At 70.5% G+C, this 26,479-nt stretch carries 27 protein-coding genes; 16 read left to right on the plus strand and 11 right to left on the minus strand.

All coding sequences use genetic code 11. The features are described from left to right. Positions 1–37 precede the first annotated feature (37 nt). From AB0B45_RS22425 to AB0B45_RS22445, 5 genes are read right to left on the minus strand one after another with little or no spacing between them, the layout of a single operon-like run. Positions 38–943: a dihydrodipicolinate synthase family protein gene (locus AB0B45_RS22425; protein WP_358133418.1), complete on the minus strand. Its 906-nt coding sequence runs from the start codon at positions 941–943 to the stop codon at positions 38–40. Beyond that, positions 940–1,929 carry an ABC transporter ATP-binding protein gene (locus AB0B45_RS22430; protein WP_358133421.1) on the minus strand — a complete coding sequence of 330 codons (990 nt, stop codon included), beginning with the start codon at positions 1,927–1,929 and terminating at the stop codon, positions 940–942. Before AB0B45_RS22430 ends, AB0B45_RS22425 begins: the two co-directional genes overlap by 4 nt. Continuing rightward, the gene (locus AB0B45_RS22435) at positions 1,922–3,856 is read right to left on the minus strand and encodes a dipeptide/oligopeptide/nickel ABC transporter permease/ATP-binding protein (protein ID WP_358133423.1); all 1,935 of its coding nucleotides are present in this window, start codon (positions 3,854–3,856) and stop codon (positions 1,922–1,924) included. Before AB0B45_RS22435 ends, AB0B45_RS22430 begins: the two co-directional genes overlap by 8 nt. Beyond that, positions 3,853–4,794: an ABC transporter permease gene (locus AB0B45_RS22440; protein WP_358133426.1), complete on the minus strand. Its 942-nt coding sequence runs from the start codon at positions 4,792–4,794 to the stop codon at positions 3,853–3,855. Before AB0B45_RS22440 ends, AB0B45_RS22435 begins: the two co-directional genes overlap by 4 nt. Positions 4,795–4,818: 24 nt before the next feature. Further along, positions 4,819–6,426: an ABC transporter substrate-binding protein gene (locus AB0B45_RS22445; protein ID WP_358133428.1), complete on the minus strand. Its 1,608-nt coding sequence runs from the start codon at positions 6,424–6,426 to the stop codon at positions 4,819–4,821. Between the two features lie 140 nt (positions 6,427–6,566). Between AB0B45_RS22445 and AB0B45_RS22450 the strand changes: the two genes are divergently transcribed. Next, a complete protein-coding gene (locus AB0B45_RS22450) occupies positions 6,567–7,283 on the plus strand; it encodes an FCD domain-containing protein (protein WP_358133430.1) in 717 nt (238 codons plus the stop codon). 67 nt (positions 7,284–7,350) lie between these two features. Here AB0B45_RS22450 and AB0B45_RS22455 read toward each other — a convergent pair whose 3' ends face one another. Beyond that, complete coding sequence (locus AB0B45_RS22455) at positions 7,351–7,782, minus strand: nuclear transport factor 2 family protein (protein ID WP_358133433.1); 432 nt, start codon at positions 7,780–7,782, stop codon at positions 7,351–7,353. Positions 7,783–7,899: 117 nt separating this feature from the next. Between AB0B45_RS22455 and AB0B45_RS22460 the strand changes: the two genes are divergently transcribed. Then, on the plus strand, positions 7,900–8,379 hold the full coding sequence (locus AB0B45_RS22460) for a nucleoside deaminase (RefSeq protein ID WP_358133435.1): 480 nt from the start codon (positions 7,900–7,902) through the stop codon (positions 8,377–8,379). Beyond that, on the plus strand, positions 8,376–9,008 hold the full coding sequence (locus AB0B45_RS22465; RefSeq protein ID WP_358133437.1) for a DsbA family oxidoreductase: 633 nt from the start codon (positions 8,376–8,378) through the stop codon (positions 9,006–9,008). The genes AB0B45_RS22460 and AB0B45_RS22465 overlap by 4 nt, the downstream gene beginning before the upstream one ends. Positions 9,009–9,064: 56 nt before the next feature. Here AB0B45_RS22465 and AB0B45_RS22470 read toward each other — a convergent pair whose 3' ends face one another. After that, positions 9,065–9,526, minus strand: coding sequence for an Lrp/AsnC family transcriptional regulator (locus AB0B45_RS22470; protein WP_358133440.1), 462 nt, complete (start codon positions 9,524–9,526; stop codon positions 9,065–9,067). 82 nt (positions 9,527–9,608) lie between these two features. Here AB0B45_RS22470 and AB0B45_RS22475 point away from each other — a divergent pair, with 82 nt between their 5' ends. The 3 genes from AB0B45_RS22475 (at position 9,609) to AB0B45_RS22485 (ending at position 11,712) form a co-directional block, all read left to right on the plus strand. Further along, positions 9,609–10,235, plus strand: coding sequence for a LysE family translocator (locus tag AB0B45_RS22475; RefSeq protein WP_358133442.1), 627 nt, complete (start codon positions 9,609–9,611; stop codon positions 10,233–10,235). A 24-nt stretch (positions 10,236–10,259) separates the two neighbouring features. Further along, positions 10,260–11,057 carry a polyphosphate kinase 2 gene (gene ppk2 / locus AB0B45_RS22480; protein ID WP_358133444.1) on the plus strand — a complete coding sequence of 266 codons (798 nt, stop codon included), beginning with the start codon at positions 10,260–10,262 and terminating at the stop codon, positions 11,055–11,057. An 82-nt stretch (positions 11,058–11,139) separates the two neighbouring features. Beyond that, complete coding sequence (locus tag AB0B45_RS22485; protein WP_358133446.1) at positions 11,140–11,712, plus strand: hypothetical protein; 573 nt, start codon at positions 11,140–11,142, stop codon at positions 11,710–11,712. Between the two features lie 6 nt (positions 11,713–11,718). Here AB0B45_RS22485 and AB0B45_RS22490 read toward each other — a convergent pair whose 3' ends face one another. After that, positions 11,719–12,162, minus strand: a complete 444-nt coding sequence (locus tag AB0B45_RS22490; RefSeq protein ID WP_358133449.1) for a cupin domain-containing protein — start codon at positions 12,160–12,162, stop codon at positions 11,719–11,721. A 332-nt stretch (positions 12,163–12,494) separates the two neighbouring features. On the opposite strand from AB0B45_RS22490, the gene AB0B45_RS22495 reads away from it, so the two are divergent. From AB0B45_RS22495 to AB0B45_RS22520, 6 genes are all read left to right on the plus strand, one after another. Continuing rightward, positions 12,495–14,273 (plus strand): PA14 domain-containing protein, encoded by a 1,779-nt coding sequence (locus AB0B45_RS22495; RefSeq protein WP_358133451.1) that lies wholly within the window; start codon positions 12,495–12,497, stop codon positions 14,271–14,273. A 394-nt stretch (positions 14,274–14,667) separates the two neighbouring features. Next, positions 14,668–15,726 carry a M23 family metallopeptidase gene (locus AB0B45_RS22500; protein WP_358133454.1) on the plus strand — a complete coding sequence of 353 codons (1,059 nt, stop codon included), beginning with the start codon at positions 14,668–14,670 and terminating at the stop codon, positions 15,724–15,726. Positions 15,727–15,796: 70 nt separating this feature from the next. After that, positions 15,797–17,239 (plus strand): N-acetylmuramoyl-L-alanine amidase, encoded by a 1,443-nt coding sequence (locus AB0B45_RS22505; RefSeq protein ID WP_358133457.1) that lies wholly within the window; start codon positions 15,797–15,799, stop codon positions 17,237–17,239. A 180-nt stretch (positions 17,240–17,419) separates the two neighbouring features. Next, positions 17,420–18,004 carry a TetR/AcrR family transcriptional regulator gene (locus AB0B45_RS22510; protein WP_358133460.1) on the plus strand — a complete coding sequence of 195 codons (585 nt, stop codon included), beginning with the start codon at positions 17,420–17,422 and terminating at the stop codon, positions 18,002–18,004. A gap of 49 nt (positions 18,005–18,053) precedes the next feature. Further along, positions 18,054–18,794 carry an alpha/beta hydrolase gene (locus AB0B45_RS22515; RefSeq protein ID WP_358133463.1) on the plus strand — a complete coding sequence of 247 codons (741 nt, stop codon included), beginning with the start codon at positions 18,054–18,056 and terminating at the stop codon, positions 18,792–18,794. Positions 18,795–19,102: 308 nt separating this feature from the next. Further along, the gene (locus AB0B45_RS22520; RefSeq protein WP_358133466.1) at positions 19,103–20,122 is read left to right on the plus strand and encodes an acyl-CoA desaturase; all 1,020 of its coding nucleotides are present in this window, start codon (positions 19,103–19,105) and stop codon (positions 20,120–20,122) included. Between the two features lie 77 nt (positions 20,123–20,199). Here AB0B45_RS22520 and AB0B45_RS22525 read toward each other — a convergent pair whose 3' ends face one another. Beyond that, positions 20,200–20,466, minus strand: a complete 267-nt coding sequence (locus tag AB0B45_RS22525; protein ID WP_358133469.1) for a DUF1876 domain-containing protein — start codon at positions 20,464–20,466, stop codon at positions 20,200–20,202. Positions 20,467–20,592: 126 nt separating this feature from the next. Here AB0B45_RS22525 and AB0B45_RS22530 point away from each other — a divergent pair, with 126 nt between their 5' ends. Beyond that, a complete protein-coding gene (locus AB0B45_RS22530; protein ID WP_358133471.1) occupies positions 20,593–21,531 on the plus strand; it encodes a TIGR03885 family FMN-dependent LLM class oxidoreductase in 939 nt (312 codons plus the stop codon). Here the strand turns inward: AB0B45_RS22530 and AB0B45_RS22535 are convergent. Further along, positions 21,524–22,159, minus strand: coding sequence for a TetR/AcrR family transcriptional regulator (locus AB0B45_RS22535; protein ID WP_358133474.1), 636 nt, complete (start codon positions 22,157–22,159; stop codon positions 21,524–21,526). The genes AB0B45_RS22530 and AB0B45_RS22535 overlap by 8 nt on opposite strands. Before the next feature lie 103 nt (positions 22,160–22,262). After that, positions 22,263–23,186, minus strand: coding sequence for an NADP-dependent oxidoreductase (locus AB0B45_RS22540; RefSeq protein WP_358133477.1), 924 nt, complete (start codon positions 23,184–23,186; stop codon positions 22,263–22,265). 73 nt (positions 23,187–23,259) lie between these two features. Here AB0B45_RS22540 and AB0B45_RS22545 point away from each other — a divergent pair, with 73 nt between their 5' ends. The 3 genes from AB0B45_RS22545 (at position 23,260) to AB0B45_RS22555 (ending at position 26,477) form a co-directional block, all read left to right on the plus strand. Next, positions 23,260–23,658: a helix-turn-helix domain-containing protein gene (locus tag AB0B45_RS22545; RefSeq protein ID WP_358133479.1), complete on the plus strand. Its 399-nt coding sequence runs from the start codon at positions 23,260–23,262 to the stop codon at positions 23,656–23,658. A gap of 20 nt (positions 23,659–23,678) precedes the next feature. Then, the gene (locus AB0B45_RS22550) at positions 23,679–24,368 is read left to right on the plus strand and encodes a VOC family protein (RefSeq protein WP_358133482.1); all 690 of its coding nucleotides are present in this window, start codon (positions 23,679–23,681) and stop codon (positions 24,366–24,368) included. A 69-nt stretch (positions 24,369–24,437) separates the two neighbouring features. Continuing rightward, positions 24,438–26,477 (plus strand): sensor histidine kinase, encoded by a 2,040-nt coding sequence (locus AB0B45_RS22555; RefSeq protein WP_358133483.1) that lies wholly within the window; start codon positions 24,438–24,440, stop codon positions 26,475–26,477. Positions 26,478–26,479: the final 2 nt, after the last annotated feature.

The following is a 26,479-nucleotide window of genomic DNA, read 5'->3' on the forward strand; positions in this document are numbered from 1 at the left end:
GCTGGGCCGCGCCTTCGGCGGGCACGGCGAGCGCCGCCTACAGCAGGCCCTCCGCCGCCAGCAGCATGCTGATCTGGGCGACCTCGTCGTCGTTCAGGGGGACCTGCGGCAGGGCGGTGACCGGGCAGTCGATGACGCCGCGCAGATGCAGCGCCGCCTTGAAGGCTCCCAGTCCTGAGGAGCTGCCGCCCATGCGCGTGCCACCGACCTGGATGATCTCGAAGAGGCGGACCAGCCGCTCCTGCTCCCTCCTGGCCGCCTCCCAGTCGCCTCGGGCGGCGGACCGGAACAGCCGGACATAGCCATGCGGATCCACGTTGCCAAGCCCGGGAACCACGCCGTCGGCGCCCATCCACAGAGCCGAGTCGACGGTCACCTCCGAGCCGGTGAGCACGCTGAACGGCGCCTTCCTGCCCATGATGACCTGGCGCAGGCCGCCGTCGTCGCCGCTGGAGTCCTTCACCCCCGCCAGCGCCCCCTCGTCCGCCAACTCCAGCAACAGGGACGCGCTCAGCTTGGTGTGCACGGAGACCGGCAGGTCATAGGCATAGACCGGCACCCCCGCCACGTCGGCGATCATCCGGAAATGGGTGCGGATCTCGGTGGGATGGGTGCGCGTGTAGAACGGCGCCGTGGCCACCACCCCCGCCGCCCCCGCCTCGACGGCCACACGGACGTGTTCGAGCACCCTCGGCGTGGTCATGTCGATCACCCCTGCGAGCACGGGCACCTGCCCGCCCACGTGCCCGACCACCGTGTCGAGCACGACCGCGCGCTGCGCGTCGGGCAGGTAGGCGACCTCCGACGAGGAGCCGAGCACGAACAACGCGTCCACCCCGCCCGTGAGCAGATGGTCGACCAGCCGGGTGAGCGAGGCGGTGTCCACCTGATGGTCGGGGGTCATGGGGGTGCACACCGGGGGGATCACACCGGTCAACGTCATGCGCGCTCCTCAATCAGTTCGAGATCGGTCGCTCCCGCCGCCACCGGATGGTGGCAGTGGAAGAGGTGGTCGTCATCGTTCTGGGCGTCGGGCCACGCGGCGCCGCACACGTCGTCCGCCCGCCAGCAGCGGGTGCGGAACGGGCAGCCGCTCGGCGGCCTGGTCGCCGACGGCACCGAGCCGACCAGCGGGATCGGGGTGATCGGCGAGATCAGCCCAGGCGTGGCCGAGAACAGCGCCCTGGTGTAGGGGTGCCGCGCCCGCAGCGGTACGGCATGGGCGGGCGTCTGCTCGACGATCCTGCCCAGGTACATGGTGAGCACGCGGTCGCTCATCCTGCGCACCGTCTGGATGTCGTGCGAGACGAACACCAGCGCCAGCCCGAGCCGTTCCTTCAGATCGAGCAGCAGGTTGAGGATCTGAGCGCGCACAGACACGTCGAGCGCGCTGGTGGGCTCGTCGGCGATGAGCAGCGCGGGCTCGAGGGCGAGCGCCCTGGCCACGGCCACGCGCTGGCGCTGGCCGCCCGACAGCTGGCCGGGCAGCACGTCGGCGACGCTCGCGGGCAGGCCGACCAGGTCGAGCAGTTCGCGCACGCGGGCGTCGCGCTCGGCGGGGGTGCCGCGCCTGTGCACGTTGAGCGGGTCGCGCAGCACCTGCCTGACCGGCAGCCGCCGGTTCAGCGCGGTGGAAGGGTCCTGGAAGATCATCCCGATGCTGGAGCCGACCAGTCCCCGCCGCTCCGGCTCCTTCAGCGACCACAGGTCCCTGCCGAGGAAGGAGACCGTCCCCGACGTCGGCCGCTGCAGCCCGACCAGCACCTTGGCCAGCGTGGACTTGCCGCAGCCCGACTCGCCCACGACGCCCACGGTCTCGCCGGGGCCGATGGTCAGGTCGGCGCCGGTCAGCGCGTGGACGCGGTCGCGGGAGAACACCCCGCCCGAGCGCGCCTTGTGCACGACGTGCACGTCCTTCAGCTCAAGCATGCTGCTCACTCCCCACGAGGACGACCGCCGGATGGTGGCAGGCCACGGTGTGCCGATCGGCGTCGCCCTCCAGCGAGGGCGCTTCGGTCCTGCACATGTCCGTGGCCACCGGGCAGCGGTCGGCGAAGCGGCACCCCGCGGGGAAGTCGGCGGGCGAGGGGACCACGCCGCGGATCTGCGTGAGCCGCTCGGCCCCCGACTCCAGCGACAGCACCGAGCCGAGCAGACCGCGCGCGTAGTGGTGGGCGGGCGCGCCCACCAGGGTGGCCGTCGCCCCCGCCTCCACGATCTGCCCGCCGTACATGACGACCACGCGGTCGGTGACGTCGGCGACCAGCGCGAGGTCGTGCGAGACGAGGATGAGCGCGAAGCCCAGCTCCTCGCGCAGCTCCAGCAGCAGCTCGATGACCTGCGCCTGGACGGTCACGTCGAGCGCGGTGGTGGGCTCGTCGGCGACGATCAGCTTGGGGTCGCGCGACAGCGCCATCGCGATCAGCACCCGTTGCCGCTGCCCGCCGGACAGCTCGTGCGGGTAGGAGGAGAGGGTACGGCGGGCGTCCAGGCCCACCAGCTCCAGCAGCTCGGCCGGCGAGCGGCGGCCGCCACGGCGGGTGACCTGCTTGAGCTGGGCCTTGATGGTCATGGCCGGGTTCAGCGAGGACAGCGCGTCCTGGTAGATCATCGCCATGTCGTGACCGAGCAGCCGCCTGCGCGACGTGCGCGACATCGTCAGGAGCGGACGGCCGTCGAAGACGATCTCGCCGCTGATGCGCGCGTCGCGCGGCTGCAGGCCCATGACGGTCAGCGCCGTGAGCGACTTGCCGCAGCCCGACTCGCCGACCAGGCCGAGCACCTCGCCAGGCCGTACGTCGAAGGAGATGCCGTCGACGATGTCCACGCCCACGTCGAACGCGATCCGCAGGTTCCGCACGGTCAGGATCGGCGGGCCCTGCGGCAGCGGGCGGGCGCGCTCGGCCAGCCTGAGCGCGGCCTCGGCGAGACCGGGCAGCTCGGTGACCTGGCCCGTGCCGGGCTCGGCCTGCTCGAAGGCGTCATCCTTCCTGGTGGACGCCTTGCGGGTGGCGGGGGCTGCCCACGCGTCGGAGATGCCCTCGGACAGGATGTTCAGCGCCAGGACGGTGACGAGGATCAGCAGGCCGGGGAAGACCGTGGCCCACCAGCCGCCGAGCAGCACCAGGTTCTTGCCGTCGGCGATGACGCTGCCCCACGAGGGGTTCGGCGGGCGCACCCCCGCGCCGATGAACGACAGCGACGCCTCGAACACGATCGCGTCGGCCACCATCACCGTGCAGAACACCAGCACGGGCGCCGCGCAGTTGACGGCGACGTGCCTGATGAGGATGTGCGGGGTGCGGGCGCCGATGATCCGTTCGGCCGCCACGTAGTCCTCGCCGTACTGCGCCAGCACGTTGGCCCGCACGACCCTGGCCACCGACGGCATGTAGAGGAAGGCCATCGCCATGACCAGCACGGGGATGCTGCCGCCGAACACCGCCACCAGCACCGCGGCCAGCGCGATCCCGGGGAATGCCATGATCACGTCCAGCACGCGCATGATCGTCTCGTCGGCGGCCCTGCGGGAGGTGGCGGCGACGGCCCCGATGACGGCTCCGGCCATCAGGGCCAGCGCCGTCGCGCCGAGGCCGATGATCAGCGACCACCGCGCGCCGTACAGGAGCCTGGACAGGATGTCGCGGTTGGCGCTGTCGAGCCCCATCCAGTGCTCGGCCGAGGGGCCGCCGCCCGCGGTCTCCTGGAAGTACGGCGAGTGCGGCGCGATGAGCGGCGCGAGCACGGCCGCCAGCACGACCAGCGCGATGATCGCGACCGCCGCCCACGAGAGCGGCCGCAGCCGCCTGAAGGCCACGTCGCGTCCGGATAGGCGGTCTGTCAGTCCTCGTCTCATGACGCGCTCCTGAGCCGCGGGTTGACCAGCAGGTAGAGGACGTCGACCAGGAGGTTGACGACCATGAAGCCGACGGCGATCGTCAGCACCACGCCCTGGACGACCGCGGGGTCGCCGTCGCGCACCGCGTTGATCATGAGCTGGCCCATGCCGGGCAGGCCGTAGATCTGCTCGATGACCACCGTGCCGCCGATGAGGTAGCCGATGCGCAGGCCGAGCACGGTCAGCGGGTTGATCAGGGCGTTGCGCAGCACGTTCCTGCCGACCACCACGATCGGCGGCAGCCCGCTGCCGATCGCGGTGCGCACGTAGTCCCTGTCCAGCTCCTCCACCATCGAGGTCCGGATGATGCGGGTGAGCTGGGCTGCCACCGGCAACGACAGCGACAGGGCGGGCAGCGTCATCGACCGCAGCCAGCCGCTCACGGAGTCGGCCGGGTTGATGTAGCCGCCGGTCGGGAACAGCCCCTCGCCCACGGCCAGCCACTGGATCATCAGCAGCGCCAGCCAGAACGCGGGCGCCGCCACACCGACCAGCGACACCATCCGGATCAGCTGGTCGGGCCAGCGGTCCCTGAACAGCGCGCCCGTGACGCCGAACACCAGCGCCAGCACGACCGCCACGGTCAGGCCGAGGAAGGTGAGCTGGAGCGTCAGCGGTAGCGCCGTCGTGACCGACTCGATCACCGGCTTCTTGGTCAGCACGCTGGTGCCCATGTCGCCCTTGAGCAGGTCGGCGACGAAGCGGAGGTAGCGCACGGGCAACGGGTCGAGCAGGCCGTTCTCCAGCTGGAACTGGCGGATCTGCTCGGCGGTCGGGTTCGCGCCCTGGAAGTAGGCGTACTCCGGCTTGTTGTTGGAGAAGCGCATCACGACGAACACGAACGCGACGACGCCGAGCAGCAGCGGGACCAGGATGAGGACCCGCCTGACGAGCATTCTGGCGATGAGGACCATGGCGGCTCAGACGCGCTTGGCCTGGAGCATGTTGATGCCCGGGTACGGCTGCGCGCGGACGCCCGACAGCTTCTTCGGATCCCACGCGGTCATCAGCTCGGTGTGGACGACGGGGTAGAGCACGGCCTGCTCGGCGATGACGTCCAGGTAGGCGTGGACCGCCGCGATCTTCTTGGCCTTGTCGGGCTCCTCGGTCGCCTTGTCCATCATCGCGAACAGCGCCTTGGCGTCCTTGCCGCCGTCGTAGTGGGCGTACTTCATCCAGAGCCCGCCGGCCACGTAGTTGTAGCGCATGATCAGGTCGGGGTCCATGCCGAACTGGTTGGGGTTCGAGGCGGCGGCGACCACCTGGTAGTCCTGGAACTGGTCCATCTTGGCGAACAGCGCCGCCGTGTCCTGCGGCTCCAGCGTGGTCTTGACGCCGATGGCCTCCCACGACGAGGCGATGGTGGGCAGGCAGTCGACGATCCAGCTCACGTTGACGGACATGAGGTTGATCGTCAGGTTGGTGACGCCCGCCTCCTTGAGCAGCGCCTTGGCCTTGTCGGGGTCGTAGTCGTAGACGACCGAGGCGCGCTTGTGGTCGGGGTGGCCCTCGTTGAGGAAGGAGCTGGAGGCGGTGCCGTGGCCCTTGAGCGCCACGTCGATCAGCTTCTTCTTGTCGATCGCGTAGTGCAGCGCCTGCCGTACGCGGACGTCGTCGAACGGCTTGGTGCCGGTGTTGAACATCAGGAACATGTGGTTCATGCCGGCGCCGCCCTCGACCGAGAGCCCCTGCTGCTTGAGCTGCTCGACGTTGGCGTAGGGGATGTTGTCGGCGATCTGCGCCTCCGCCGAGCCGCCGGAGATCTTGGCGACCCTGGCCGCGGCGTCCACGATCGTCAGCCAGTTCATCTGCTTGGCCGTGGCGGGACGGGGCCCGTTGTAGTCGGCGAACGCCTCGAAGGAGGTGTTCGACTTGGGGTTGTGCGCGGTCTGCCGGTACGGCCCCGAGCCGACGGTCTTGCCGCTCTTGGCCGTGTCCCAGGCGCCGGGCCGGCCGAAGACGTGCTTGGGCATGATCTTGGCGATGGTGAGTCTGGGCGCCGCGTCGGGGAAGGGGAACTTGAAGACCAGCTCCACGTTGCGGTCGTCGATCTTCTTCACCTCCTGCAGCCAGGACTTGAAGAAGTTGCCGACCAGCACGTTGGCCTCGGGGTCGAGGACCCGCTGGAAGGTGAAGACCACGTCGTCGGCGGTGACCGGCTGGCCGTCGTGCCACTTCGCGCCCTCGCGCAGGGTGAACTTCCAGGAGGTGGCGTTCACGTCGGCGGGCAGCGCGGTCGCCAGCGCGGGGTACGGCTCCCGCGTGATCGGGTCGGTGTCGAGCAGGCCTTCGTAGATGTGGCTGATGCCGGCCATCGCGAAGGCGGAGGCGGTCTGCGTCGGGTCCCAGCTCTGGTCGTTGCCGTACCCGATGACAGCGGTGATCAGGTCCTTGTTCGTTCCCGAGCCGACCGAGCCGGTCGAGGCGGGGCCTCCGCTGCAGGCGGAGAGGGTGGCCGCGATGAACGCCGCCGCACCCGTCGCTCCGCTGTAACGCAGGAAGTCGCGGCGGCTGAAATCAGAGCTCACGGATTCCTCCTGGGGGGTAGAACGTGGGACATCCCATGTCCTATCTTTTGCGGTAAGTGGACGCTAGATGCCAACCCTGCTTGTGGTCAACAGTCGATTTCCGGAATGTTACGCAAGGGCCTATGAGAGAGGAATTCTTCATGACCGCTGTCCCGCGTGCGCGGATGAGCCGTGCCGTCGAGGCTCAGGAGGGCGTCAAGGACCTCATCCTCAAGCGCGGGCTGGTGGCGGGAGATCCGCTGCCCACCGAGTCGGAGCTCATGGAAGAGCTGAGCGTCAGCCGCAACTCCATCAGGGAGGCGCTCAAGGCGCTGCAGGCCGTCGGGATCGTCGAGATCCGCCACGGGTTCGGGATGTTCGTGGGCCGGATGTCGCTGGCCGGCCTGGTCGACGAGCTGGCCTTCCACAGCCGCATCACGCTGCAGGACGGCAGGAACCACCTGGCCCATCTCGTGGAGATCCGCGAGATCCTGGAGGCGGGCCTCGTCCAGCGGCTCATCGACCTGGGCCCCGAGGTGGACCTGACCTCTGTCGCCGACGTCATCGCCCGCATGGAGGCCGAGGCCGCGGTGGGCGTCGTCTCTCCGGAGACCGACAGGCTCTTCCACGACCTGCTCTACAGGCCGCTCGGCAACCCGCTGGTCAGCCAGTTGCTCGGCGCGTTCTGGGACGTCTACCACCAGCTGCGCGAGCACCTCGGGACGCCGGACGAGCCGTCGGGCGACGTGGCCAGGAAGCACCGCGACATCTACGCGGCCGTGCTGGCCGCCGACAGGACGGCCGCGGAGGCCGCGGTCCACGCCCACTTCTACGGCGTCCGCAACCGCCTGGCCCGCATGGACCGCACCACCACCTGACGGGTCCACCACCCCGCGCCCGCGTCACGGCACCGCTTCCGGGGCGCGGGCGCCTGGGTGGTGGCGCTCAGCGGGCGTCCACGGCGAACGCCTGCGCGACGGCCAGGCTGTCCTCATAGACGTGGTGCCGGGTGACCAGCCCGTCCTCGATCGTGAGGTGCAGTGCGAACCGCGAACGATAGGGCCGCCCCGTCGAGCGCGCGGCCTGGCGGATCTCGCCGAGCACGACCGCGTCGGCGCCGTCCACCAGGACGCGCTCGATCTCGGTGGCCACGTGCTCGGGCAGGTGGTGCTCGCCGAGCTGCCGGAAGTGCTCCGCGGCGTCGGCGCGCGAGGAGCGGTGGCGGATCCACGGGGTCTCGGCCCGGCCGTGCTCGGCCTCAGGCCAGTCGAGCTTCCAGTCGCAGCCCTCGGCGTACAGTTCGGCGACGCGCTCGGGATCGCCCGCGCCGATCCTGCGCAACAACTCCTCCACCACGGCGCGCGTGGACGCGGTCATGACTGGCCCCCTCCGGTCTGATCTATTGGGACGACCATTCTCGCCATCCCGGCGCACCACCGCGATTACCTCCGAGGTAGGCGCGCGACCGCGCCATCCTTGGTTTATGGTAGTAATATGCATGTACAAGCAATTGATGTGAGCTGGCTGCCGGCCCGGCTCGCCGAAACCGTCGACCTGGCCACCGCCGAGGTGGAGGCGGGCGGGATTCCGTTCGCCGGCCTCGTCGTCGCGGCCGACGGCACCGTCCTCGGCACCGGCGTCAACCGGGTGCGCGCCCATCGCGACCCCACCGCGCACGCCGAGATCGTCGCCATCCGCGACGCCACCGGCCGCCACGGGCTGCGCGCCGTCGCCGGCGCCACGCTGCTCGCCTCGGGTGAGCCGTGCCCGCTCTGCTACACCGCCGCACTGTGGTCGGGCGTCGGCCGCGTCGTCTTCGCCGCCGACCGGCACGCCGCGGCGGAGGCGGGCTTCGACTACGTCTCGTCCTACAGCCTGTTCGCCGTCCCGACCGAGCAGTGGGACATGCCCGCCCAGCACCTGCCCATCCCCGGCGCCGACGCCCCCTTCACGATCTGGAGAAACCACCGATGAGCGTCCAGTTGCGAGTCTGGTCCGACTATGTGTGCCCGTTCTGTCTGCTGGCGAAGAAGCCCATCGACGAGGCCGTCGCGGGGCTGGACGTCGAGGTGGAGTGGATGCCGTTCGAGCTGCGCGCCGAGCCGAGCCCGACGCTGCGGCCCGAGGGTGACTACCTGCAGAGCGTGTGGCGCAGGGCGGTCTACCCGATGGCGCGCCGGATGGGCGTCGCCATCCATCTACCCGACGTCTCGCCCCAGCCGTACACGAGACTCGCCTTCGAGGGCCACCAGTACGCCAGGGAGCACGGGCTCGGCGGCGCCTACAACGACCGGCTGCTGCGCGCGTTCTTCCAGGAAGGGCTGGACATCGGGGACGTGGAGGTCCTGACCGGGCTGGCCGCGGAGTTCGGCCTCCCCGCGGCCGACTACCGCGCCGCCCTCACCACCGGCGCGTACGGCGAGGCGCACCGGGCCGCCCTCGCCCAGGCCGCAGCCCACGAGATCACCGTCGTCCCGACCATTCTCATCGACGGACGCCACCGCGTGGAAGGCGTCCCCGACCCCGCGGCGCTGCGCAGGGCGATCGAGGACGCGCTGCCCTGGCCACTCACGGGCGCGGCATGCGGGATCGATGGCTGCTGACCCCCGCGGCCGCCTGCCCAAGTCACGCACGACCGGCGGCAGGAGCGGCTGCCTCGTCACCGGCTGCCGATGGGCAGGCCCGTGTCCTGCTTGATCGCCTTCATCGTCAGGTGCGAGGTGAGCCGGGCGACCCCCGGCAGGCCGGAGAGCCGGTCGGAGTAGAAGCGTTCGTAGGCGGCCAGATCGGCCACCGCCACGCGCAACAGGAAGTCGGGGTCGCCGAACAGCCGGTGGGCCTCCACCACCTCCGGCATGCCGGCGACCTCGCCCTCGAACGCCGCCACCGTGTCGTGGTCCTCGTAACGCATCACCACCGTGACGAACGCCTGGAACCCGCGACCCACCGCCGCCCCGTCGAGCAGGGCCCGGTAGCCCCTGATCACCCCCGACTCCTCCAGCTGCTTCACCCTGCGCAGGCACGGCGACGGCGTGAGCCCCACCCGTTCGGCCAGCTCGGCGTTGCTGATCCGGCCCTCGCGCTGAAGCTCGTGGAGGATTCTGCGGTCGGTTCTATCCACACCGCAATATCCTGCCATGGACGCGATCATCTCAGCATGAATCGGTCATCGGCTGCCGGGCGAACCGGACTAGCGTCGTGGCATGAACGTGACCACCTTGCTCCTGTTCCTCGGGGTGGACCTGCTGCTGATCCTCACCCCCGGCCCCGACTGGCTGTACGTGGCCGCGCGCGGCCTGGGCCAGGGGCGGCGTGCCGGGCTGACCGCGGTCGCGGGCATCTGCTCGGGCTACGCCGTCCACACCCTGCTTGCCGCCGTCGGCCTGGCCGCGGCGCTGCGGGCCGTGCCAGGGGCGTTGCCGCTCGTGCGGTACGCGGGTGCGGCCTACCTGGTCGTGCTCGCCGTACGGACGCTGCTGACCTTGCGGCGTCCCGGGGGCGCGGTGGCCGCGCTCGAACCCGAGCCCGGGCGTGCCGTCCTGCGCCAGAGCATGCTGACCGCGCTGCTCAATCCCAAGGGGCTGCTGCTCTACCTGTCGCTGATGCCGCAGTTCATCGTGCCGGGCGGGAGCGTGCCGATGGGCGTCCAGCTCGCCGTGCTCGGGATGCTGCACGTCCTGGGCTGCGCGCTCATCTACGGGCTGCTGGCCCTCGCCGCCGCCCGAGCGGGACAGGCGCTCACGGGTACGCCGAAGGCCGCCCGGCGCTTGACCGCCGTGTCGGGAGGGCTGCTGCTCGCCGTGGCGGCCATGACGTTGAGCGCTCGCTGAGGCCCCCGTCTACGATCCGATGGCATGGGACGGGACAAACTGCCGGGCAAGCCGTACAAGAAGGAGCTCCTGCGCCTGCAGGCCGAGCTGGTGAAGCTGCAGGAGTGGGTGCGCGTCGAGGGCCGCCGGGTCGTTGTGATCTTCGAGGGGCGTGACGCGGCCGGCAAGGGGAGCACCATCAAGCGGGTGGCCGAGTACCTCAACCCGCGGGTCGCCAGGATCGTGGCGCTGCCCGCGCCCACCGAGCGGGAGCGATCGCAGTGGTACTTCCAGCGGTACGTGCAGCATCTGCCCGCCGCGGGGGAGATCGTGCTGTTCGATCGCAGCTGGTACAACAGGGCCGGCGTCGAGCGTGTGATGGGGTTCTGCACGCAGGAGGAGTACGCGAGGTTCCTTCACCAGTGCCCGATCTTCGAACGGCTGCTGGTCGAGGAGGGCATCCTGCTGCGCAAGTACTGGTTCTCGGTGAGCGACGAGGAGCAGGAGCGGCGCTTCCGCGATCGGCTCGAGGATCCGATGCGGCAGTGGAAGCTGTCGGAGATGGACCTGGAGTCGATCACCAGGTGGGAGGAGTACTCCAGGGCCAAGGACGAGATGCTCATCCACACCAGCATTCCCGAGGCGCCCTGGTATGACGTGGAGAGCGAGGACAAGCGGCGGGCCAGGATCAACATGATCTCCCACCTGCTGTCCACGATCCCCTACGACGAGGTACGGCGGCCCGGGCTGACGGTCCCGGAGCGGCCGCCCTCCACTGGTTACCGGCGTCCGCCGCGCCTGGCCGAGACCCGCGTGCCCGACGCGGCCGCGGCCCTCGAGTGAGTCATTGACGCGGACGCCCGGCGAGGCGACCCTGTGGGCAGGCGGCCGGGCGGCCGCCGCTCCTCGGGCCGGAGGTGGACCCATGGTGGAGACGGCGCTGCGCCGCCTGGGCATGGTCTGCGCGGCGGTCATCGCCGCGGTGTATCTCGCCTACGTCCTGGCCGTCCCGCTGGGACTGGTGCCCGAGGGCGACCGGCTCGGCATCCCCGAGATCATCCTGGCGCTCGCCCTCCTCGCGGGTGCCTGGCTGTCGGCCTCCTCCTACTCGATCACGGACCTGTCCGTGGGGTCGGGCGGGGTCAGCGCTCGCCTGGCCAGGGCCGAGGCCAGGCAGAGCGCGTTGGAGTCCGAGGTGGAGGCGCTGCGGGTGGCGCTGACCGGCGTGGTGACCAAGTACGAGTGGGGCCACCTGAGCAAGCTGGCGGGGCAGGAGCCTGCCTGGGTCAGGTTCAGGCGGGACCACAAGCTCCAACTGGAGTTGGAGCGCCTGGACGCGATGGGGTTCATCGAGCCGAAGGACCCCAGGGGGCTGAACGCGATCCCGCAGGACCATGCCGACCGCGACGACGAGTTCGACCTCGGGCACTACGTGGCGATCACCACGGAGGGGCGGGAGTACCTCGCGCTGCGCCGGCGGTTGCACGGCGAAGGATGAGCCGCCCTATCGCTCGGCGGGATGGAAGTCGTAGGGCTCGGAGTCGTAGACGTAGTAGACACAGTCGGCTCCAGCGGCGCACCGGCCCGAGTGCACCGCCTTGGACGGGTAGTACAGGAAGTCGCCCGCGCCGACCCTGTAGGTCTTGTGGCCCTTGACGTTCCACAGCATCGTGCCGGCGACGCCGACGACGTGTTCGGGGCTGGTGTGCCAGTGCGGGGCGAACGGCGTGCCCGCCTTGAGCGTGAACATCGCCTCTGACGGGCCGGTCCTCGGGTCGCCCTTCAGTTGCACGAACGTGCAGCCGGGGAGCCCCTCGCAGGGGGTGCCGCGCTTGCCCGCGTGCTTGAAGACGACCCTGTCATGGGCCGGTGCGGGGTCCGCGACTGCCGCCGCCGGTCCCGCCGTCATGACGGCGAGCGCCGCGGCCGCGATGGCCATCCGAAACATGACCGCTCCTAACTGGACTATGGTCCGCTTGCTGGTGCGTTCAAGCTAGCGGACCGCGGTCCGGATAGTCAACCCGCTCCGCGCTGGGTCGCCGGCGTCGCGCTCGGTGACAGCCGCAGCGCCTGCCCTTGCGCGAAGCTCGCCTGAGCCCGCCCTCGCTGGGCAGCGCGAACGCATGGTCGGCGGCCGATCACCGTGTGTCGATCAGGGCAGGGTGGTAGCGGCGATGTCGCGGAGAGTAACAGGAAAGGAAATCGTCCACATGTAACTCCTCGGTCATCCGGCTATGTCATGATCCACGGGATCTTGTGGACATTTCTGACAGGAGAAGGATGAGTGCACTGGCACGCCGCACCCTGCGCGGCGTTCTCGCGAGCGGCTTAGCCGCGGTCGCGGTGATCTGGCCGGCGGGCGCACCGGCGGGGGCGGCCGTGGCCGCCACCGTCTCGGTGGACTTCACCAAGCCGCTCCGGACGATCTCTCCCGCCGACTTCGGCGTCTCGATCACCGGGTACGGCGAGGGCTCGTACATCACCAACGACACCAAGCACCGCGACCACCTGCGCAAGCTCGGAGTGGGCCGGATGCGAATCGAGCTCCACTACCAGGAGCCGGGAAACCACACCAGCCCGATCGTCTGCGGCGGCTACAAGTGCGCCACGGACGTGACCGGAGACGCCTGGATCACCGCCATCCGCGACCTGGGCGCCGAGCCCGTCGTCATCCTCCAGGTGGACGGCCGGCAGACCGCGGAGGTCAACCGCGACGACGCCGTGGCCCTCTACCGGCACTTCGCCGCCACGGGCAAGCCGATCCAGCGGTTCATCCTCGGCAACGAGCTCAACTGCACCTGCACCCCCGACAAGCCGGAGATGCCGGCGGCCGAGTACACCAGGCGCTTCACCATGCTCGCCGACGCGCTGCACGCCGAGAACCCCGCGGTGAAGGTGGGCGGCCCCGCCACGGCGTGGAACGACCTCGACCACATCAGGGCCCTCCTGCAGGGCGCCGGCGACCGGGTCGACTTCCTCGACTACCACGACTACGGCAACGGCGACGAGCCCATCACCGACGAGGCGCTCCTCGGCGACGTGATCCGCTCGTACGAGACCGACATCAAGCAGGTGAGCGCCCTGGCCGAGTCCATCCTCGGCCACCCGATCGAGCTGCAGATCGGCGAGTTCAACTCCGACTTCAAGGACGACGACGGTCACCGTACGCTGACGCACTTCAACACCGTGTGGGGCGCGGCGGCGCTCGGACAGATGCTGCACGCCGGCGCCGCCGCCTTCCAGTACGGCGACAAGAACGGCCAGCTCGGCCTGACCAGCACGAAGGGTGAGGGCGGCATCCCGCGCAGCGAGCCGCTGCCCATCTACCACGGCATCGGCATGTACACGGGTGAAGGCCTGTTCAGGCCCTTCGGCAAGAAGGTCGTGCAGGCGAGCGCCAACAGCGACAAGCTGCACGTGTTCGCCTCCGACCAGGCCAAGAACGTGGTGATGGTCAACGTCGGCGCGGAGCCCGTCGAGGCGGCACTCGCGCTCACCGGCGTGACGGCGGGGACCGCGGCGGTCTGGCAGAGCACGTCCGACGCCTGGGTCCCGCACAAGACGGGCACCGCGGCCATCGCGGCCGGCAAGGCCACCGTGACGCTGCCGCCTGGCTCGGTGACGACGCTGGTGATCGACCAGCAGGGGCTGTCCGCGACCTACTTCGACAACGCCGACCTCAGCGGCGCCACCGTCGGCAGGATCGACCCCACCGTGAACTTCGACTGGGGCTCGGGCAGCCCTGCCCCGGCCATCGCGCCCGACACCTTCAGCGCGCGATGGACGGGCAAGGTCGTGGCGGACAGGGCCGAGACCTACACCTTCATCACCACCAGCGACGACGGTGTGCGGCTGTGGGTGGACGGCAGGCTGCTCGTCGACAACTGGACCGACCACTCCAAGCGCGACGACACCGGCCAGATCGCGCTGAGCGCGGGAGCGCACGACATCAAGATGGAGTTCTACGACAAGGGCTACGACGCCATCGCCGAACTGCGCTGGTCGAGCCCCAGCATTCCGCGACAGGTCGTCCCGGTGGACAAGCTGCTCGCGGGCTGACCGCCCGCCGTATCCGGGCCTTCGCGCCGCGCGCTCACGACCGGCGTGGAGGCCCGCTTCGGCATGCCTGCGGATAGGGCGCGGCTCTCAGACGAAAAATCTTGCGTTTTCGCAGGCAGGAGCAGGCCTGGATGCTCGTAATCGCGTGTTTGGTAAGCAAATTGGCCTGATATCTCCACTTTTCCGGTGGTGGCGTGGCAAGCTGATCACCACTTCAGCTCAGGAGCCAACGCCACCCTGATCGGTGAGTGAACCGTGACGGGCTCCTCCGCCTGATGTGCGAAGCACATCGGCGGGCGAATGGCCGCGAAACGCACCTCACTGCGTGGTGCCGCGGCCGACCCCTTCCTTGCCGGCGGCGCCGCACGCCCGCCGGCATCCAGAAAGGACCACCGTGAGACTCAAGCTGATGATCACTGCTGGATGCGTTCTCTTACCCGGCCTTCTCGGGTTCACCGGCGCGGGGGCCGCGGCCGCCGCGAACCTCCCGGCCAGCCCCACGCCGAGCCCGACGACGAGCCCCACGCCGACGCAGAGCCCGACGGCCACGCCGACCGCCGCGCCCGACGAGAACAACGACCCGCCGAACGAGGCCACGGTGGCCGAGCGATCGGTGACGGTCATGGCGTCGACCAACTTCCAGCTCCCCTTCCCCTGCGGCCAGGTCTGGACCGGCAAGAACACCGGGAGCAGCGCCCACAGAGCCTACGAGATCGACTTCAACAGGGGCAGCACGGCCGACGCCGACCGCGGAGACACCGTCGTGGCGGCCGCGGCGGGCACCGTCGTCATCTCCTCCCACCAGGGTTCCCTCAACGGATTCGGGAACCTCGTCAAGATCGACCACGGCGGCGGCTGGACGACCTTCTACGCGCACCTGACCAACCGCGCCGTCAGCGCGGGCGCGCACGTCGCCCAGGGCCAGAAGATCGGCACGGTCGGCAACACCAGCAGGCCGGGCAACAACATCTCGCCCCACCTGCACTACGAAGTGCGTCAGGGCGCGGGCTACCCCGGCAACATCCGCAAGGCCGTCTTCAACGGATCCACGTTCAACTACACGGCCGGGGTGCAAACTCTCACCTCGAACAACAAGTGCGGCGGCGGCGGAGGCGGCGGCGGCACGAACCCGCACACCGCCCAGTCGGTCTGTGGCAGCGGCTACAAGGTGGTCGACTCGGCCGCCCTGGGCACGGCCGGCACCGTCTACCTGCTGTTCAACGCGGCCAACGGCAACAACTGCGTCGCCACGATCAAGAAGAGCTCCCTGGGCAAGCCCACCGCCACCAGCGCGTACCTGGAAGTGCAGGGCAAAACCCGCATCACCGACACCGGCAGCTTCGACTACTTCGCGGGCCCCGTTCGGGCGAGCGCGCCCGGCAAGTGCGTCAAGTGGGGCGGCAAGGCAGGCTCGGACGCCTACAACAGCCCCTTCGAGCACTGCGGCAGCTGATGCGTGAGCACCGGCTCCCCTCGCGGGAGCCGGCTTTTCGATCAACCCCCCATTCCACCGAGGAGATCCTGTGAAGGCTCGACTCCGCCGTTCGGCTGCCCTGCTGACCGGCTCGCTCATCCCCCTCTCCCTCCTGATGGGACAGCCGGCGAACGCCGTCTCCGCTGATCCCGTGACCGACGCGTTCGCCCGCGCGGCCACGACCTACGAGGTCCCGCGCGACCTGCTGGTCACGCTCGCCTACGCCGAGACCCACCTCGACGGGCACGAAGGCGAGCCCAGCGCGAGCGGCGGCTACGGCGTGATGCACCTGGTCAGCAACCCCACCGTCCACACGCTGGAGCGCGCGGCCAAGCTGACGAACCAGCCCGTCTCCACGCTGAAGGCCGACGACGCGGCCAACATCGCGGGCGGCGCGGCCGTCCTGCGCGCCTACGCCGACGAGGTCGGCCTGGACGCCACGGCCCGCAAGGACGCGGCCAAGTGGTACCCCGCGGTGGCCAAGTACGGCAACGCCGCCTCGCCCGACGTGGCCAGGCTGTACGCCGACACCGTCTACGAACTGCTTGCCGAAGGCGTCGACACAGACACGCCCGCCGGTGAGACCGTCACCGTGGAGCCGCGCTCCGTCCAGCCCGACCGCGGCGCGTACGCCAAGGCGCGGGACCTGAACCGCAGCGCCGCGGCCGCGGCCGTGGACTACCCGTCGGCTCACTGGGTGCCCGCCCACAGCAGCAACTACGCGGTCTCCAACCGTCCCACCAGCGACGTGATCGACCGCATCGTCATCCACGTGGCCCAGGGCTCCTACGCAGGGACGATCTCCTGGTTCCAGACCGGGCCCAGGCCGAAGCCCACGTCGGCGCACTACGTCGTCCGCTCCTCCGACGGTGACATCACGCAGATGGTCAGGGAGAAGGACAGGGCCTTCCACGCGGGCACCTACAACAGGCGTTCGGTGGGCATCGAGCACGAGGGCTACGTCAACAACGCCTCGTGGTTCACCGACTCGATGTACCGGGCCTCGGCGGCGCTGACCCGCAACATCGCCGACCGGTACGGCATCCCCAAGGACCGCACCCACATCGTCGGGCACAACCAGGTCCCCGAGTCCGACCACACCGACCCGGGCCCGAACTGGGACTGGACCAAGTACATGCAGTACGTCACCGGCGGAAGCGGCGGCGGCAACCCGCACACCGCCGAGTCGGTGTGCGGCAGCGGCTACAAGGTGATCGACTCGGCGGCCCTGGGCACGGCGGGCACGGTCTACCTGCTGTACAACACGGCCAACGGCAACAACTGCGTGGCCACGATCAAGAAGAGCTCGCTCGGCACGCCCACCGCCACCACCGCATACCTGGAGGTGCAGGGCAAGACCCGCGTCACCGACTCGGGCAGCTTCGAGTACTACGCGGGTCCCGTGCGGGCCACCGCGGCCGACAAGTGCGTCAAGTGGGGCGGCAAGGCGGGCTCGTCCGTCTATGACAGTCCCTTCGAGCACTGCGGATAGCTCCACCCGGGCGGTACGGCGCTCGCCGTACCGCCCGCTTCTTACAGTCCGCTGACCGCCCCAACCGGCCCGGCGTCCAGCAGACCAAGTGGGTGCGTCGGATCGTGATCGCATGAAGGCGACGGGATACGCCCTCGGCTACTATGAACGAAAAACCAATTCGTTCATACGGAGATAGCCATGCCGGCCGCCTTCACCGAGGAGGAGCGCGAGCGGATCACCGAGCGCCTGCTCGACACCGCCACGCGCCTGTTCTCCACCCAGGGACTGCGCAAGACCTCGCTGGAGGAGCTGACCGCGCCCGCGGGGATCGCCAAGACCTCCCTCTACGCCTTCTTCCCCTCCAAGGAAGACCTCTACTTCGAGGCCGCGCTCCGTCAGAACGAGCAGGTCAGGCGGCGCGTCATCGACGAGGCCCTGCTCAGGGGCGGCGACCCGCGCGACGCGCTGCGCCGCTTCCTGCGGGCCACCGTCGCCGAGCTGGAGGCCAACCCGCTCTACCGCAGGCTCATGGCGCACCCCGAGGAGATGGCCGCCGTCGCGGCCAGGCTCACCCCCGAGCGGATGGCCATGGCGGCCCGCGGCCCGATGGGCGACCTGCTGGAGTTCCTGGGCACCCGCCTCGACGGCGATCCCGAGGTGCTGCTGGGTGTGCTCCGCGCGGTGCTGCTCACCCCGCTGCACGCCGACCACCTGGGCAAGGAGCTCTACCCCGCGGTGATGGAGCGCCTGATCGACGCCGTGACCGAAGGCCTGACCTCGTGACTTCCTCCCCACGGATGAATCCTGGGGTCTCCACGCTTCAGGGGTTTCGGTGAGCGCCCCGCCGCTGGCCGTCCTGCTCTTCACCCCGCGGGGCGGTGAGATCACCGGGAGCGCCCGCTGGTCGGCCATGCGGATGCTGCGGCCGTTCGCCGGCCGCTTCGACGTGCGCCTGGTCAACCGCCCCAAGGGGCTGCCGCCCGCGATCACGATGCCCGAGCTGGGGGCCGTGTACGCCGAGCGGTTCGCCGCCGCCTTCGAGGGTCCCGTGCCCGTGCTGGCCATCTCCACCGGCGGATCCATCGCGCTCCAGCTCGCCGCCGACCACCCGGGGCTGGTCGACCGACTGGTCCTCGGCGGCACGGCACACACCCTCGGCCCGCTCGGCCGTCAGGCGCAACGCGCCTACATGGAACGCGCGCTGGACGGGCGCCGCCCCAGCCCCGCGCTGGCCGACATCGTCACCACCTCGCCACTGGGCAGGCGGCTGCTCAGACCCCTGCTGTGGCTGTCGGACGGCGCAGGCGAGGACCGCACGGACGCGGTCGCCGTGCTCCACGCCGAGGACGGCTTCGACCTGCGCGGCAGGCTCGGCGAGATCGCCGCCCCTACGCTGCTGATCCAGGGGGCGAGGGACCTGGTCTACCCGCTGGAGCTGGCCAGGCAGACCGCCGAAGGCATTCCCCGCGCCCGGCTCGTGGTCTACGACAACCGCGGCCACAGCGCGACGTTCACCGACAGGCGCTTCGCCCGCGACGCGCTCGCCTTCCTCCACGACGGCGTTGACAGTTGACAGGATTTTTGACGCCTGGGGCCGATAGCCTGGGGTTGATCTTGATGGTCTTGATCCCGCACAGGAGGGCCTGGAGCAGCTGGCCGACGCGTGGCGGAGCGTGGAGACGAAGGTGTCGTTCGCCGAGGACAAGGTCGCCACCGTGGCGTAGAGCGTCTTGTCCAAGGAGGGTGGACCGGTGACAGCGCCGACGCGTTCAACTCCTACCCCGGCCGACGCCGCCCATCTGGCCGGTAGTGCTAGCCCCCCTGCCGACGTGGGGGACAGCGGCATTACCCGCGGGAGAGATCTTCTACAGACTCGCCCCTATGACCATTGACCAGACTGTCAGGCCCGCGACCGGCAGCGACTACGCCCAGCTCCTCCAGCGAGTGACCGCGGCGGGGCTGCTGCGGCGGCGGCCCGGTTACTACACGGCCAGGATGGTCGCGGTCGGCGGCCTGTACGCCGGGGGACTGACCGCCTTCTTCACGCTCGGCGACTCCTGGTGGCAGATCCTCGTGGCCGCCTTCTTCGCGATCATGTTCGCGCAGGTCGCGCTCCTGGGGCACGACATCGCCCACCGCCAGGTCTTCCGCACCGAACGCCCGAGCAGGTTCGCCGGGTGGATCGCCGGCAACCTCCTCGTAGGCATGGGTTACGGCTGGTGGATGGACAAGCACACCAGGCACCACGCCAACCCCAACCACGAGGAGCTGGACCCCGACGTCGCTCCCGACATCCTGGTCTGGTCCACGGACCAGGCCAGGGTGAGCAGAGGGGTCGCCAGGTTCGTCGGCCGCCGCCAGGCGGCGCTGTTCTACCCGTTGCTGCTGCTCGAAGGCCTGAACCTGCACGTCTCGGGCTTCCGCGCGCTGTTCAAGCCGAAGACGAAGCACCGGCTCGTCGAGGGCGCGCTGCTCGTCCTGCACGTCGCCGGCTACCTCGGCGCGCTGTTCCTGGTGCTCTCGCCGGTCAAGGCGCTGATCTTCCTCGCCGTGCACCAGGGGCTCTGGGGCGTCTACATGGGATCGGTGTTCGCCCCTGGCCACAAGGGCATGCCCACGCTCAAGCCCGGCGAGAAGCTGGACTACCTGCGCCGTCAGGTGCTGACCACGCGCGGGGTGCGTGGCGGCCGGTTCGTCGACGTCGCGATGGGCGGGCTGAACTACCAGATCGAGCACCACCTGTTCCCGAACATGCCGACGCCGCACCTGCGCCTGGCGCAGTCCATCGTCCGCCGGCACTGCGCCGAGATCGACGTGCCGTACTACGAGACGGGCCTGATCGAGTCGTACAGGGAGATGCTCAGGCACCTGCACGAGGTGGGCGCGCCCATCCGCGCCTGAGCCTCACGTGCCAGGGCGGGCCGGTCCTGGCGGACGGCCAGAGGTACGGCCCGCCTCGAGGCTCAGTCGCGCGAATCTCAGACGGCTCGGGCGGGGCCCGAGAGTTCGGCGACGTCCTCGGCTCCGTCGCCGAGGAGCTTGTCGGCCAGGTCCATCAGCGCGCGCCCCGCCGCCAGCTCGTCGCCGATCTCGGGGACGGGACGGTCGTCGGGGTTGCGGCGGGCGTAGCCGACGCTCTCGTGGCGCCGATTGGCCGGCGCGTACAGCACGGCGGTGGCCGAGGTGCGCTTGTCCTCGTCGTCCTCGGTGATGAGGATCTTGACGGTCCACTCCTTGGTATTCATGACGCCTCCCATGTCACGAACGTGACGATGCGGACATATAGCCAAGCATCCCCCCTGAAGGGCGACGAGCGCGAGGCCAACGGGCCACGAGGTTCACCACGAGCGTGATCGGGTAGCGGCGGTGTCATGCCAACGTATGGATTCCACGCCTCGCACGAGCAGATCTCGCCCCTGGCCCTCCTCGAAGCGGTCGCGGACGCCGAGGAGGCCGGGTTCGGCGCGGCCATGTCGTCGGACCACTTCTCGCCGTGGAGCTCCAGGCAGGGCGAGTCGGGGTTCGCCTGGTCCTGGCTCGGCGCCGCGCTCGAGCGCACGTCCTTGCCGTTCGGCGTCGTCAACGCGCCAGGTCAGCGCTACCACCCGGCGATCATCGCGCAGGCCGTCGCCACCCTCGCCGCCATGTATCCCGGCAGGTTCTGGGCCGCGCTCGGGAGCGGTGAGGCCTCCAACGAGCACATCACCGGCGACCCGTGGCCGCGCAAGAAGGTACGCAACGCGCGACTGCGCGAGTGCGTGGAGGTGATCAGGGCGCTGCTGGCAGGGGAGGAGGTCACCCACGACGGGCTCGTCACGGTGGACAGGGCCAGGCTGTGGACGCTCCCGGCCGAGCCGCCCGCGCTGGTCGGCGCGGCGGTGAGCGAGGAGACCGCGCGCTGGTGCGCCGAGTGGGCCGACGGGCTGATCACCGTGGGCGGGCCGCAGGCGGCGAACGTGGCGCGGGCCTACAGGGAGGCGGGCGGGCGCGGCCCGCTGCGGGTGCAGATCCATCTGAGCTGGGCTCCCACCGAGGAGGAGGCGCTCCGGGTGGCCCACGACCAGTGGCGCTCGAACGTCTTCCCTCCACCGGTCTGCTGGGACCTGGACAGCGTGGAGCTGTTCGACATCATCTCCAAGGACGTCGCGCCCGAGAAGGTGGCCGAGGTCGTGCACGTCTCCGCCGACGTGGGCCGCCACGCGGAGCTCCTGAATTCGTACGGCGAGCAGGGGTTCGACGAGATCTACCTGCACCACGTCGGCCAGGAGCAGCGCCCGTTCGTCGAGGCGTTCGCCGAGATCGTCAAGTGATCGGGGGAGGCGATCCCGGCAGGCCGAGGGTGCGGTGGATCATCTGGTGCATGTGAGCGCGGAACCGTCGCAGGGCACGCGGGTCGTCGGGGCCGCGCCGCCGCCCCGCCGCGTCGAACACCCCGCTGAGGACGAACCCGTGCACGCACCAGACCAGAGTGTTGATCGTGTAGTGCACGTCGGCGTCCTCCGCCTTCGTCGCCGGGATGATGTTCTCGATGGCGAACTCGGCCAGCGGCTGCACGTACTCCGCCTCGAGGTTGCTGACGTCGCGGGCGTCGGACAGCCACCGGTGCATCCACAGCGCGGGCACCTCGGGGTGATCGGCGGAGAAGTCGATGTAGGCATCGATGAACCGGTGTATCGCCCCCACCTTCTCCTCCGGCGGGGCGGCCTGCAGATCCTTGACCCTCGCCTCCACGACGGCCGCGTGAATCCTGTGGGCGCGCTCCATGACCGCGAGATAGAGATCGCGCTTGGCGCCGAACTGGGAGCTCACGGCCTTCGTGCTCAACCCCGCCGCCTCCGCGATCTGCCCGATCTCGGTCGCGTCGTAGCCGAGGGCGGCGAACAGCCTGATCGCGGCATGGAGGATGCGCTCCCGTTCACCCCCTTTTGCTGACGTCATACAGGTGACATTAGGATCCGGGATCTGCTCGGCAAATCACGTGATCGATAAATACCGGTCAAATAGCTCCCGTACCTGCTCACACCTGGACGAAAGCATTCATTCAGATCGTGATGCCGAGCTTGCCCATCGTCCCGTTGGTGAAGTCGGCGATGGCGCGCCCGCTCTCCTCCAGCGGGTAGACCCTGGCGACGGGAACGCGGAGCCGGCCCGCGACCACGTCCGCGGCGAGCCTGTCGAGCGTCGCCCTGCTCGGGTCGGCCATGACCGTGCTCGCCGTGATGCCGCCCGCGGCCGTGTCGGGGGCGTGGTGCATGGTGGAGACGAACCGGCCGCCCGGGGCGAGCAGCGCCGCCACCGCGTCACCGTCCCCCGCGAGGTGCAGCGCGGCGTCCACGCCGTCAGGGGCGAGCTCTCGCACCCGTACGGCCAGGTCGGCGGGGTCGACGGCGTGGTGGGCGCCGAGCCCGGTGACGAACGCGGTCTGCTCGCCGGGCGCGGCGGTGGCGATGACGGTGGCGCCGCGAGCGACGGCCAGCTGGATCGCGAACGCGCCGACGCCGCCGGTCGCGCCCGAGATGAGCACCGTCTCCCCGGCGAGCGGCGCGACCGCGTCGACCGCGTTGAGGGCGGCGGTGCCGGCCAGGCCGAGCGCCCCCGCCTGCGCGTGGTCGAGCCCGTCGGGGATGGGGGCGATGCCGTGGTCCGCGGTCACCGCCACGTACTCGGCGAAGCCGCCCTGCCCGAGTGTGGGCCGCAGCACGACACCGAACACCTCGTCGCCGACGGCCAGTCCCGTCACTCCCTCGCCCGTCGCGGCCACCCTGCCGGCGAAGTCCTTGCCGATCACCACGGGGAACTCGTACTCGTAGACGCCCTTGAGGTAGCCGCCCAGCGCGGCCAGGTCGAACCCGTTGACCGATGAGGCCACGACCTGGACGAGCACCTCGCCCGCGGCGGGCTCGGGCACGGGCAGCTCGATGCTCGTGGGGGTGGCGCCGAAATCGTGGAACGCTACCGCTCGCATATCCGATCCATCCTTACCTTCTGTGCGTTGGTTACTTCTTGTGCGTGCCAAGAGTCTGTTGCACAATGCCGGGATGACGGAAGACGGCACATTGCCCCGCCCAACGCACATCGATGTGCGCGACCTGCCCGAGACCTGCGAGCTGCGCGACGTTCTCGATCGGGTCGGCGACAAGTGGAGCGTGCTGGTCATGGCGCTGCTCGGCACCGGGCCGCGGCGCTACTCCGAGCTGCGGCGGGCCATCGAGGGGATCTCCCAGCGGATGCTCACCCTGACCCTGCGGAGCCTGGAGCGGGACGGGCTGGTGGCCCGTACCGTGACGCCGACCTCCCCGCCCAGGGTGGACTACGAGCTGACCCCGGCGGGCGCGACACTGTCGGTCGAGGTCAGCTCGCTCATGCGGTGGGCCGAGGAGCACCGCGCGTACGTGGCGAAGTCCCGGCTCGCCTTTGACGAGGCCGCCCACGCCTGAGCCGCTGGGATCATGTCGGCATGACACTGAGACTGAGCAGGCGGGAGATCTCGGACGCCGTCGGCGGCTCGGGCTGGCGCTTCGTGCTGGGAGCCGTGCGCACGTCGGTGCCCGTGACGTCACTGGCGCGGGCGGCCGAGGTCGCCGCCCGCGTGGCGGCCACGGCGGGCGGCGAAGGCGACGGAAGCCTGTGGATGGACGTGCGCGGGGACCGGGTGGTCCTCACGCTCCAGTCGCTCGCCACCGGCTGGGTGACGCCGCTGGAGATCGACCTCGCCCACCGGCTCTCCGCGGCGGTGAGCGAGCTGGGACTGCGCGCCGACCCCGAGATCGGTGATCAGGGGCCGCGGTCGGTGCAGATGGTCGAGATCGCGATCGACGCCCTCGACATCGCCGCCATCCGCCCGTTCTGGAAGGCGGTCATGGGCTACGCCCACGAAGCCGGCGCGTCCGGGCCCGAGGACGCCCTCGTCGACCCGGTGGGCCAGGGGGCCGCGATCTGGTTCCAGCAGATGGACGCGCCCCGGCCGCAGCGCAACAGGGTCCACTTCGACGTCTCGGTGCCGCACGACGAGGCGCCGCTCCGCATCGCGGCCGCGCTGGCGGCGGGCGGCATGCTGCTGTCCGACGCGGCGGCGCCCGCGTTCTGGGTCCTGGCCGACGCCGAGGGCAACGAGGCCTGCGTGACGACCTGGCAGGGGAGGGACTGACGGCGGCTCGTCGCGGAGGAACGCCTCCTCGGCTGGCGGGCGCCGCCTCATTCCGGACATAATCCCCGGGTGGACGGTCGGGGAGCTGCGCTGGCGCGCGTCATCGCGTGGAGTGTCGCGGCCGTGTCCGTGCTCGCCGTGGTGGTGGCGTTCCTGATCCAGGCACGGCTGCCCGGAGCATGGCGGCCGTCCGTCCCCTCCACTCCCGACCATGCGGCAGGGCTCGCGTTCCCTCTCGTCGGCGCCTTCGTGGTGTCGCGGCGGCCCCGGCTCATCGTGGGCTGGCTGATGTGCGCGGGCGGGTTCTTCGCCGGGGTCAGCGTCCTCGCCGGGATGCTGATGTTCCATGCGGCGGGCGCGGGATCGATGGACGCCGCGGGCGTGCTGCGCATCGCCTCGGGAACCACGTGGGCGTTCGGCGGCGGGATCCTCGCGGTGCTGGTGCCGCTGCTCGCGCCGGACGGCCGGCTGCCGTCGCCGCGATGGCGGGTGCACGTCGTGGTGAGCATGGCCGTGTTCGCCTCGCTCGCCTTCCTCCTCGCCGTCCGGCCCAAGCCCGCCCCCGGAGCGCTCCGTCGCCCCGCGGTCATCCCGAACCCGCTGAAGATCGAGGCACTCGCGCCGATCCACCTCCAGCTCTACGAGGCGGCCTACCTCGCCATGGAGGTGTGCGTCGTCGTGGCGCTGTTCGCGCTCGTGGCCCGCCTGCGCGGGGGAGACCCCGCGACGCGCCGCCAGATCGCGTGGCCGCTCGTCACCTTCGCCGTCTACATCGTCTTCCTGCTGCTCGGCGACGACTACTGGGCGCCCGCCGTCCTCTGGACCGCGCTGATCCCCGTCGCCGTCATGGTGTCCGTGCTGCGCTACCGGTTGTTCGGCATCGACACGGTCATCAGCCGGGCCTTCGTGGCCGCGGGCCTGATCACGGCGGTCAGCGGCGTCTACTTCGGCGTGGGAGCCGTGTCGAGCCTGCTGGTCGCCGAATACCACCAGGTCGCCGGGCTCGCCGCCGCGCTGTTCGCCGGCGCGTTCTTCCAGCCCATGCGCCGCTCCCTGCAGCGGGCGGTGGACCGGCTGATGTACGGCCCTGTCGGCGACCCCCGCCTCCTGGCCGAACGGCTCACGCAGGAGGTCAGGCGCGCCGATCCGGCCGAGGCGCTGGGCGTGGTGGTCGAGGTCGTGCGCGACGGCCTCGCGGTGGACGGCGTGGCCGTACGGGTGACCGGCGGCCTGTCGGTCGAGAGCGGTGACATCGGCGCCTCGCCCCGCGAGATCGCCCTGGTCTGGCACGGCGAGCCCGTCGGCCGCCTGCTCATCGGCCGCCCGGGGGCGCGCAGGTTCGCCGCCGCGCACGACGAGCGGGTCATCGCGACGCTGCTGCCGTACGTGGCCGACGTGGCGCACGCCACGCGCATGGCCGCCGATCTGCAACGCTCCAGGGAACGCATCCTGGCCGCCCGCGAGGAGGAACGCCGCAGGCTCCGCCGCGACCTGCACGACGGGCTCGGGCAGACGCTGGGCGCGATGGCCATGACGATCAACATCGCCCGCATCAGCATCAAGCGCGCTCCCGGCACCGCGGACGACCTGCTCAAGGACCTTCATTCCGGCATGGAGGCGGTCACGGGCGACATCCGCGAACTGGTCTACGGCCTGCGCCCGCCCGCGCTCGACGACCTCGGCCTGGCCGAGGCCGTACGACAGCTGGCGGAGGCGACCCTGTCCAGGGGTGACGAGGCGGGGACGGCTGTCGAGGTGGTCGTGGACGGCGAGCTCGGCGACCTGCCCGCCGCCGTCGAGGTGGCCGCGTACCGGATCGCGCAGGAGGCGGTGACGAACGTGCGGCGGCACGCGGGGGCGTCCATGGCCAGGATCGCCCTGGTCCGCGAGGCCGCGCTGTTCGTGGTCAGCGTCGAGGACGACGGCGTGGGCCTGCGCGCCGACGGCAGGGCGGGGGTCGGCACGTCGTCGATGCGCGAGCGCGCGGCGGAGCTCGGCGGCTCCTGCGTCGTCACCTCCCGCCCCGGCGGCGGCACCCTGGTGGAGGCCCGCCTCCCGACGGCGGCCCTCCTCGCCGAGCCGGGGCCCGTGGTGTCGGCTCGCGACTGACA

Source organism: Nonomuraea sp. NPDC049152 (genome assembly GCF_040648355.1).
Taxonomy (GTDB): Bacteria; Actinomycetota; Actinomycetes; order Streptosporangiales; family Streptosporangiaceae; genus Nonomuraea.